At 55.0% G+C, this 10,530-nt stretch carries 8 protein-coding genes and 1 pseudogene; 8 read left to right on the top strand and 1 reads right to left on the bottom strand.

Annotated elements, in window-relative coordinates:
- The first annotated feature begins 398 nt into the window (after positions 1 to 398).
- The 8 genes and pseudogenes from EWE75_RS22820 (at position 399) to EWE75_RS22785 (ending at position 10,004) form a co-directional block, all read left to right on the top strand.
- On the top strand, positions 399 to 1,313 hold the full coding sequence (locus EWE75_RS22820; RefSeq protein WP_130160371.1) for a LysR family transcriptional regulator: 915 nt from the start codon (positions 399 to 401) through the stop codon (positions 1,311 to 1,313).
- Positions 1,314 to 1,694: 381 nt separating this feature from the next.
- The gene (locus EWE75_RS22815; protein ID WP_231708530.1) at positions 1,695 to 4,058 is read left to right on the top strand and encodes a TonB-dependent receptor; all 2,364 of its coding nucleotides are present in this window, start codon (positions 1,695 to 1,697) and stop codon (positions 4,056 to 4,058) included.
- 51 nt (positions 4,059 to 4,109) lie between these two features.
- On the top strand, positions 4,110 to 4,883 hold the full coding sequence (locus EWE75_RS22810) for a hydroxypyruvate isomerase family protein (RefSeq protein ID WP_130160370.1): 774 nt from the start codon (positions 4,110 to 4,112) through the stop codon (positions 4,881 to 4,883).
- 25 nt (positions 4,884 to 4,908) lie between these two features.
- A complete protein-coding gene (locus EWE75_RS22805) occupies positions 4,909 to 5,844 on the top strand; it encodes a sugar phosphate isomerase/epimerase family protein (protein ID WP_130160369.1) in 936 nt (311 codons plus the stop codon).
- Between the two features lie 10 nt (positions 5,845 to 5,854).
- Complete coding sequence (locus EWE75_RS26205) at positions 5,855 to 6,829, top strand: sugar phosphate isomerase/epimerase family protein (RefSeq protein WP_130160368.1); 975 nt, start codon at positions 5,855 to 5,857, stop codon at positions 6,827 to 6,829.
- A pseudogene (locus EWE75_RS22795) lies at positions 6,811 to 7,166 on the top strand (sugar phosphate isomerase/epimerase family protein); the annotation flags it as partial. The gene EWE75_RS26205 and the pseudogene EWE75_RS22795, both read left to right, overlap by 19 nt.
- Entirely contained in the window at positions 7,163 to 8,371 is a 1,209-nt protein-coding gene (locus EWE75_RS22790) for an MFS transporter (RefSeq protein WP_130160367.1), read from the top strand. The pseudogene EWE75_RS22795 and the gene EWE75_RS22790, both read left to right, overlap by 4 nt.
- A gap of 1 nt (position 8,372) precedes the next feature.
- Positions 8,373 to 10,004, top strand: coding sequence for a GMC family oxidoreductase (locus tag EWE75_RS22785; RefSeq protein WP_130160366.1), 1,632 nt, complete (start codon positions 8,373 to 8,375; stop codon positions 10,002 to 10,004).
- An 11-nt stretch (positions 10,005 to 10,015) separates the two neighbouring features.
- Here the strand turns inward: EWE75_RS22785 and EWE75_RS22780 are convergent, their stop codons facing one another.
- A complete protein-coding gene (locus tag EWE75_RS22780) occupies positions 10,016 to 10,249 on the bottom strand; it encodes a hypothetical protein (protein WP_130160365.1) in 234 nt (77 codons plus the stop codon).
- Positions 10,250 to 10,530 lie beyond the last annotated feature (281 nt).

Genomic DNA, 10,530 nt, shown 5'->3' with positions numbered 1-10,530 from the left:
CCTATGACGACATCGTCGACCATTGCTGCGACGCCTGGAACAAGCTGGTCGACCAGCCCTGGAAGATCATGTCTATCGGCCTGCGTGATTGGGCTCGCGAGTTCTGATCAGTGAATCTTGGTATAAGACCAGGCGTTACAATGATGGCGAGGTCCTCTCGGGTGTTCAGCGCCGGAGGAGAGGAGAAGGTCCGGATTGTTGAACAGACGTATCTCGCGCAATGCGGCCGGCTCGTTCCTGTCATGCTTTCGCGTCAATTGATTTAAACGGGCATTTCATATACGTGGAATTGATTATTTTGATAGATCGTTAGCAGAAAACGAGATAGCACATGAGCGTAACAGCAAGTGGTTTGCCGGTAGCCTTCGCGTCGGCTCATCCATGGACGGGAGCGAGTTTTGCGGTTCAAAGGCCTTGATCTAAACCTGCTGATCGCTCTTCACGTGCTGTTGGAAGAACATAACGTCACGCGCGCCGCTGCGAGGATGCACGTCGGGCAAACTGCAATGAGCGCCGCGCTGTCACGGCTCAGGAGTCACTTCGACGACGAACTCCTGATCCATTCTGGTCGTCAGATGATGCCGACCGCGCTCGCCGAAACTATTAGACGCCCGTTGCGCGAAGCTATCCAGCACATTGAAGCCGTCGTTGATATCGATCGAGGCTTCGTGCCTATCGACTCAAACCGATGCTTCAGGATGGAGATGCCTGAACATCTTGTTCCGGTTCTGCTACCCATCCTAACGCGTCTGACCTTCTTACACGCGCCCGGAATCTCGCTAGATGTACGTCCATCGAGTGGTGATCCGTCTCCTCTTCTTCAGCGCAATGAACTCGACCTGGTGGTAACGCCCAGTATCTACAGCAATCCCAATTTCGCGAGCGAGCCGTTGCTGACCAACGCTTTAGTCCTCGTAGGCTGGTCTAAAAATCCGGCTCTCCAAAAGCAGCCGGACCTTGCGACCGTCATGTCCTTGCAGCAGATTATTGTGAAATTCGATCGAGCCCGTCTGTCTAGCATCCTTACACAAGAGCAGCTTAGCCTTTACGGAGGCGGTGATCGAACGGCTTTGGTAGCACCGAATTTCAGCTGCATCCCATCATGTCTTATCGGCACCAGCCGTATAAGCCTGTTGTTTAATGGGCTTGCAAAACTAGCGACGGCCGAACTTCCAATCATTATTTGGAAGGTGCCCATCCCCATGCCGAGTATGCCGGAGGTGATGATGTTCCACCCAATGCGCAGAAAGGATGCGGCCCTAGGCTGGCTGCGGGGTAAGTTGCGGGAAGCAGTAGCAGAAGCCGGCTTATAGACACGAGCATTCAGGGGCATCAGCTCGAGAGTAACGGCCAGACAGTTTTGGGCCGACACGCCGGTCCCCGCGAAGACTGACGATATTGCCGAGTAGCGCGCCGGCCCAAGCGGAGCCCGGTTAAGTGCCCTCTAGCGCTTCTACGCATGCTATTTCGCTGCCGGTTCTGAATGATAAAGCGTTCCGCCATCCTGCCATAATCGCTGCGCGACTGTGCCAAACGTATTTGCTTCGTAGCAGCTTTGGGGACAGCATGAGGGATCTGACCCACCATTTTCTATGGTAGATAATGAGCGAAACAATTCGTTTCTGTGACGTAAGTGAGCGCCATACTCTCCCAGGAAGATAGGAACGGATGTGAAATCCGAGTGGAGAGGGTATATGAAAAAGACAGTCATGCTCGCGTCTGCCAGCTTCGTACTTGGAGCTTGGTGTTCGACTGCGCAGGCTCAGACAGCTGCAGCGAGCGAGACCGCAGATGCAGCTTCGCAGGGGACAGCGTCATCAGCCGCCGACACGGAAAATGTCGACATAATTGTTACGGCTCAACGCCGCAGCGAAAGCGTCCTCCGTGTTCCTGTAAGTGTGACGGTCGTAAGCGGCGACGCGCTGCGGACCAGTGGCGTCAATGATCTGGGCACAATTACAAAACTGACGCCAAGCCTGCAGATCGGTAGCGACGATAGCTTCTCAGTACGTGGTATCGGAACCAGCACTTTCGCCCCAACGATTGAATCTTCAGTATCACAGGTCCTCGACGAGGTTGTTCTGGGGAGCCCAACATTCGCAGCAAACGCATTTTACGACATCGAGCGTGTCGAGGTGCTCAACGGACCACAAGGTCTCCTTTTTGGTAAAAATGCATCAGCAGGCCTGATTAACATCAGCACGACGCGGCCGCAGTTCGACAAATATGGCGCATCGTTTGATCTCGAGGCGACGAGCCGCTTCCGCCCGGGGAGTGATGGCCAAGGTGCTCGGATACGAAGCACACTGAACATTCCGATATCCGAAGACGTCGCTTTGCGCGCAAGCGGGACATATTCGACACAGGACGCGGTAACACAGGCCTTGGAGGTTCCCGCTGGTCGTAACGATCTAAACTTGCGGCAGTATGGCGGCAGGCTCAAGCTTTTAGTCAATCCAACAAGTGCATTGTCAATATATCTTATTGGCGATTATTTCCGGTCGTCCGGCTTGTCGGGGTTTTCCGATTCCACGTTCAGAACGCTCGGCGATAACAGCCAGTACCCCGCGATCCTCGCGGCTTCGAGGATAACTCCTGGGCCAGACAATCTTAGTTCCGCAAGCGATGGTGAGGCGTATCGCGACGTCGAACTCGGGGGCGCGCAAGCTAATATTTCTTACTTGCTCGGCAACGGCATGGAAATCTCCAGCATCACCGCATGGAAAGCTTTCAAACAGAAGTTTCAGGCAGATGCGGACCTTACCCCCGCAAACTTCCTGAATGTTAATCTGAATGCTACGAAGTACGACCAATTTTCGCAAGAGCTTCGCCTGGCACTTCCCGCTACAAACCCACTTTCGGGACAATTCGGTTTGTACTATTTCCAATCGCACACAACCAACGACGTTCTGCGTGGAGGGCTTAACGGCTTACCAGCCTTCGTAGCTAGCGGATTCCCGTTTTGCGTCGATGCTACGGTAAGCGCGGGCCCGCCTCCGGCGTGCAACGTCAACAATGAATTCCTCCTCGGGCAAGATTCACATCTTACAAGCACCGTCAAAAGCTACGCCGCATTTGGACAGGTAAGCTATTCACTTTTCGATGGCTTCAAACTGACCGCAGGCGGTCGCCTTACGAGAGATGAGGGCTCGGTTGCACTCGCAGAGAATCGCACTCCTTACTTCGTGACATTGGGCGTACCAGACAATTTCACAACTGACCGATACGCTAATACAAACTTCAGCTGGCGTGTCGGTGCTGATTTCCAGATCACACCACAAACGCTTCTGTATGGATTTTATGGCTGGGGTTATAAAGGTCCCGGCTTCTCCAATTCGTCGCCGGCCGCCGGCAGCCGCTTGGCCGTCAATCCAGAGATCTCAAAAGGTGGCGAGGTCGGCGTCAAAAGCGCGATGTTTGACCGCAAACTTACACTTAGCGTGTCGGCTTTTTACACTCGCTTTTCGGATCTACAAGTGCAGTCATTTGTAGAACGTCTACAAACTAACGTTCTGAGCAATGCCGCCACTGCCACTACGAAAGGCATTGATGCGAGCGTTCAGCTACGACCTACACGAGAATTATCGCTGAGCGCGTCTGCTAGCGTGATCGACGCAAAATTTAATAGCTATCCCGGCGCTCAATGCTACACCGGTCAACCTGGATGCGTAGGCACCAGTACCTTTAACGCTGCGGGCCAGCGAGTTCCGCTTTCGTCAAAGTTTACGTCAACTGTGAGCGCGGACTACATGCACCCGATCATTAGACACACAGACGCGATAGTTAATCTAACATACTATCACCGGTCGCCTCTTACAACGAGCTTTGCTCCACAGGCGACTATACCAACTGTGGACAGACTTGATGCTAACGTTGGTGTTCGGTCAGGCGGGATGACATTCTCCGTTTTCTGCAGAAACTGCACGAATCAAATCCGACCCTTCTTCATTGGCTCTGACGCCGGCGATGCGGTCAATAAGGGCACACTCACAACTACTCAGCGCTTCAACTATGACTCAGTCCGGACAATCGGATTACGGTTTGGCTTTAACTACTAACCCCGGAATTCCGCTTTATTGCGGTTAACCAATAATAAGTGAGAAACAAGCATGACCCTTTCTCCAGCTGCATGCATTGAATGGCTATTTCCGCAGAGTGGGCCTGATCTTTCCGATCGAGTTGTTGCGGCGAAGAAAGCCGGGTTCAATGCCGTCGAGTTTCACTTGTGGCGAGACAAACCGATGAGCCGGATCGCACAAGCGCTCACCGATCACGGCGTTCGGGTAAGTTCATTTTGCGTCGATCCACGCCGGAGCATGATTGATCCCGCTGAACATGATGAGCTTGTGCAAGCAGTGCGAGATTCGATTGAAGCTGGAAAGGCGCTTGGTTCTCCGCCAATGATTGTGGCGTCGGGCTTTAATGTTCCCGGCATGACGCACGAGGAGCAGCACGCTAACGCAATCGTTGGACTGCGCCGTATCGCTGATGTCGCCGAGGAGGCGGGTGTCATCCTTCTCCTTGAGCCGCTCAACAATCGAGTAGAATTACCGCTGATTTATCTTTCGAGCACTAGCCAGGCTCTCGACCTAATTGAAACGGTCGACAGTCCCAATTTACGCTTGCTTTATGATATGTATCATTCGGCGGTGATGGAGGAATCTGTCCCGGGCGTCCTCGAAGGCCGGATGCATCTCGTACATCACGTTCAAGTCGCGGATACCAAGGGCCGCCACGAGCCGGGGACCGGCGACATCGACTGGGATGCAGCGATCTCCGAACTTGTCCGAATGGGCTACGACGGTGCGATCGGCTTTGAATACCTCCCGACCTTGCCTGATGATGAGTCGACGTCAACAGCGAAGGCGCGGATCGGTCTCTAAGCGCACCTAACGGGAAGAGCGGACAATGGGTAATATTCGTTGGCAATACGCGGAACATTGGCGAACGACGTCGCCGAATGGTCCAATAAATCAATTTGCGTCTCGGCGCGCCATGGACACTTTCGTCAAGCAGTTGGCCGTTGCCGGGTTCGAAGGGCTTGGCATGTTCGCTTGGAATCTAATGGCTGTGTCCGCTATGTTCGGATCTCTCAAAGGATACCGCGATTTTCTGGGCGAGCGCGGTATCAATCAGATCACCGACATTTTCTTTGCAATGCCACAGGCTACTCGCGGTGTTGCGCCTCACCGCCCCGAGACGCATGACTTGATTGTTGCCGTTCTCGAAAATTTCGCACGCGCTTCCATCGGGACTGATGCGGAGAACCTCGTCGTCATGCCGACGAACGCCTATAACAATATGGAACCGGTAACTGACGAAAAGATACAGATTCTCGCGGATCTGTGGAACCGGGTCGGTAAGATGGCAAAGGGCTACGGCCTGAAACTTGGGTGCCATCACGAGTTCTGGGGCGGGCTGCGTACGCGCGACCAAATCGACCGATTTTATGAATTGACCGATCCGGAATATGTCTTTCTGTTCATCGACACCGCACAACACGTGATCGCCGGTGTCGATCCGGTTGATCTATACGTGCAATATCACGACAGAGTTTCTGGTTTTCACTTCAAGGACACTAAGCACGTGGACGTTGTCGGAGATTATCGATCCCATCCGGACGCGGAACTTGTTGCGTCGACGACACCACAATGGTTCCACGAGATGGGCGTTCCAGGGGGGCTGGTCGACTTCCCGGCACTAATGCGAGCGCTAGAGAAACATCAATACAAAGGATGGATCGGCGTAGAGCACGACAAGGTCGATATCAGCGGCAGCTATCCCGAAAGCACGGCGCTAGCGATGTGGTACGCCAAAAACGTTCTTTCCAAAATTTATAATTGAGGCGTCTGCTATGACCATTCGTTGGGGATACGCGCTAAATCAATGGCGCACTGGCCATGACCACTTTGTTCTGCGCCGCGACCATGAGGTTGCGTTTAAAACCGTGGCGATTTCCGGCTTCGACGCTGTCGAACTCGAGGCCGGCACCGGGCGCTGGGAGCCGCTGGGCCGCAAGGATTGGATTGAGCTACATTATGGCGCCGTCCAGGCGCTTTGCGACATGATGACGGCCTGTTCGCTTCAGGGCGCATCAAGCTACTACTTCGACCCGGGTTGGCCAATCTTCGAGGAAGGTGCGTTCGGCCGATCGCCGCTCAACCGCGACGATCATGCACCGATTCTGCGGTCGTTGCAGCGATACGCCGAACTGCTGCCACAGCTCGGCGGCAACATGTTGGTCGCGCGCGCTTTGCCGCCGTTCGCCGATACGAAGATGCCAGCCTCAGACGCCTTCCAGCTGGCAGCAGAGTGCTGGAACAAGGTCGGTCAAATGGCAAACGACCATGGAATTAGCTTTGCGATCAAACTAGACGCAGTGTCGATCCTGCGCAGCGTCGACGACGTCGCTTCTTTGCTTGAGTTGTGCAATCCCGCGATGGTGGGCTTATCAATCGACACAGCCGACGCCGCGATCGCGGGCATCGACCCCGTCGCGCTGTATCGCCGGCTTGCGGACCGCACGCGGCACGTACAACTCAGCAACACGCGCTACGTAGATGAAACTAATGATTTCCGACTGCCCAATCCGGACAAGACAATGTTAACGGGGGGTGGGGCACGCGAGATCGAGCGCTGGTACTGCGAACTAGGAGATAATCGCGGATTAGTTGACGTAGCAGCATTCCATCGTGAGTTGGTCAAGCAAGGTTACGACGGTTGGGTAGTAGTCGAAAGCGAGCAGAGTCCAGTTCCCGCTACCAGCACGATGCTTAACGGCTGGTACGTAAAGCAATTAAGACGCGACCCATTGTTGCAGAGCGAGTGAAGTGCTTCCATGTCAAGGACGCCGAGTTCCACCGGAGTGGTCGTTCAGATGTCTATGGAGGTTATCAGGGCTGGGTCGTCCCGGCCGCTTCCGGTCGCTGGACGATGGTCAGGTCGATTTTCGGCAGATTTTTTCCAAGATGGCTAAGTATGATTTTTCCCGTTGGCCGGTGCTTGAGTAGGAATGCGCAATCAAGCATCCCGAACAGGGCGCTGTCGAAGGTGCGCCGTTCATACGCAATCAAATCATCCGCGTGACTGAGCAGGCATTCGACGACTTTGCGAGCAGCGGGTCGGACATGGATGCACGACGCCAGCTTCTGGGACTAAACGCATGAGCATATCTTCCATGTCGCTCACAACTACGGGGCGCGGCACCACCGCCAAAGGGATAACGCTCCTGTACGCGAACATTTTGCCCGTGATGGCGATAGTATCGCTGTTTCCGGCAATTCCAAAGCTTTTCCAGCAGTTCGGCGGCATACCGAACGCGCAGCTTCTTGTGCCGATGATCGTGACGCTGCCTTCGCTGTTCTTGGCATTTTCCGCGCCGTTTGCCGGCGCACTCGCCGACCGTTTCGGTCGTCGTCGATGCTTTCGGTCGGGCATGGCTTTGTACGTCGCAGCCGGTCTCGTCCCGCTGTTCACCGCATCAATCGAAATCATTGTTATTAGTAGAGCAGTGCTCGGGATTGCCGAAGCCTTCGTAGTGACGATCGCCAGCGCGCTTATCGGAGACTATTTTGGTGAAACCCGACATCGATGGGTCGCATGGGTCGGAATTACGTCATCAATTTGCGGTACACTTATGATTGTTGCTGGCGGCGTACTTGCAAACGTTAGCTGGCGCGGACCTTTCTTTATCTACCTGCTAGCGATCCCTGCCTTGATAGCGACCCTTATCTTCATCGATGAGCCTCTAGAAGAACGGCCACTGGGCACTACGCGCCGTCACGCGGCATACCCCTGGAAACAGGTGCGCGTAATCGGCGGGGTAACCTTGGTTGCGTCGTTGATCTACTATGTCGAGCCACTTCACGTCGCCGCACTGCTAGCTCAGAACGGCGTGACGCTGCCCAGCGCTGCGGGTCTCTACCAAGCAATAACGACTGTCACGTATGTGGTCGGGGCCCTTATATATCGGAAGCTGCATCAAAAAACGATTGGTATGCTGCTGGGGATCGCCGGAGGACTGATGGGCATCGGGCAGATCGTTCTCGGTATTGCCACTAGCGTAGCCGCGGTAAATCTCGGCGCGTTGATCCAGCAACTGGGCGCGGGAATGGTCATCCCGACTCTGCTTGCGTGGGGGCAGATGCTGCTGCCAATTGAGCAACGCGGCCGCGGAATGGGGATTTGGGCGACGGCGTTCTTCACGGGAACATTCCTGTGTCCTCCTCTTGTTACCGGACTCCAGAGCCTTGTCGGGGGGTTAAGCTCTGCAATGATAGTGGTGGGCGTAACTTCTATCCTTGCCGCACTCCTTGCGCTGTTCTTGCTTCGCACTCGACCAATACCCCCACAATATTCCGGAAATGAATAACATGGCATCCCACGATTATGACTATATTATCGTTGGAGCGGGCTCGTCTGGCTGCGTGCTGGCTGATCGACTCAGCGCCGACGGCAAGAGTCGTGTCCTTCTTTTAGAAGCAGGCGGCCGCAACGATACCGAGCTTGTCAACATGCCCCGTGCGTTTATGAAAATGTGGGGAAAGCCGGAGTACTTCTGGCATTTCCCCGTTTCGCCGAACGAAGATCGCCCGCCTAACGAAACTTGGTCATATGGTCGCGGCTTGGGTGGATCCAGTTCCACTAACGGGACGTGGTACCTCCGCGGAATGCCGGCCGATTATGACGCCTGGCATGAGATGGGGCTGGCCGAATGGTCGTGGTCCGAGATGGAACGCTGCTTCAAGGAGATGGAAAGCTATCGCTATAGACACGCACATCCATCGCGTGGACGCGTTGGGCCCTTACAAGTCACGGAACTGCCATACCGATCTCCCGTGATTTCTGCGGCCCTTAAAGCGGGCGAGCAGATGGGATTGCCTGTCCTCAAGGACATCAACACTCCAAACACCTCAGGTATTGGTTATACGCAGGCCACGGTTGATCGCCGTGGGCGGCGCGCATCTTCGTATCGCGCGTTTTTGAAGCCAGCGATGCGTCGAGCGAACTTGCAGGTAATTACTGGTGCATTGGTGGAGCAGATACTGGTTTCTGGCGATACCGCAGTAGGCGTGCGGTACAGGGCCGACGACATCGTCCACGAGGCCCGCGCAACGCACGACGTAATCCTGTCGGCCGGCGTGCTCCAAAGTCCGAAGCTCTTGCAGATTTCCGGTATCGGACCCACCGACGTACTGGCTACAGCTGGCGTCCCAACGATTGTAGACTTGCCGGCAGTTGGCCGCAATCTCGTCGACCATGTTATGTTTTCGATATCATATCGCATCAAGAACGATCTTGGCTTTAATCACCAGTTTCATGGCTGGCGATTGATGCGTCACGTCATCCAGTATTATACGACGCGAACGGGTCTAATGGCCTATACCTCGCCCGAATTGACTGCCCTGATATCGATGCGGTCAGACCCGCAGTGGCCAGATGTTCAGTTTGGCATTGGTCCGTTTTCAATGAGATCGAGTGAGGAAATCAAAACCGATCCTGGTCGTGGAGCGCTGGAACAAAAGCCCGGGCTGACGCTTAACGGGTACTATCTGCGCCCGAAAACCCGTGGCAGCGTCGCGATTCAGTCGGCTGATATCAACGTGCCGATATCGGTTGACGCGAACTGGTGGGGCGATCCCGAGGATCGGCAGCTATTTGTTGAGATGCTGCGGTTAATGCGCAAATTCGCGAGTCGGCCAGCCCTTGCGGATTTTATCGTCCACGAGGTTGTTCCAGGCGAGGAATGCCAAACCGACGAGCAGATTGGCGAAGCGCTGAAGTGGCTAGTTGGTCCGGGCGTCCATGCCACCGGAACTTGCCGGATGGGAAATGATCCGAAGAACTCGGTCATCGACGCACGGTTACGTGTGCACGGTCTAAAAGGGCTGCGCGTGGTGGATTGCTCATCAATGCCAACGCCACCATCAGGTAATACGAATGGGCCTGCAATGGCGCTGGGCTGGCGTGCGGCGGAACTCATCCTGGCTGATCGCAAACTGTAACCGTCCGATTGCTACCGCAGTGCCCGGGCCTTGAAGCGGGCGGCGAGTTCGGGATCATCGACAAAGTCATCGAGAAACTGGTGCCAGGTTTTGGTCGTGAGACGCGGTTCGCTCAGCATGTCCGTCAACTCTTCGACGCCGCGATCGGTTAGCGCGGTGATGGCCTCGTCGGGACCGGTGTAGACGCTGATGATGGCGCCGTAGGTCTGTGAATAGGCGTCGAAATCAAACCCGTCTGCTTTCATTTCAACCACTTGAAACGCAACGGAATATGCCGTTTCAGGGGGTCCTGATCAGCGCCGATCGGCCCCCCCTCCAATCTCAGCTTTGTTATATTTTACAATACCTAGTTCAGTGTTGATGGGGGTCACGCTTGGACGCCTATCCACACCCACATGCGCGGCACCTTGCGCAACTTCGTAACCGACCGATTGAGGCCGCCTGCCGAAAGGTGGTGTGAGCGCGTAAGAGACGTCCATAAGGACGTCTTTATGGACGTCCTGAGCCAGAGCGAGGGACGGCGATG

It is taken from the genome of Sphingomonas populi (genome assembly GCF_004208535.1).
Lineage (GTDB): Bacteria > Pseudomonadota > Alphaproteobacteria > Sphingomonadales > Sphingomonadaceae > Sphingomonas > Sphingomonas populi.
Note: the sequence above shows the minus strand (reverse complement) of the source record. Positions and strands in the feature narration are given on the sequence as shown.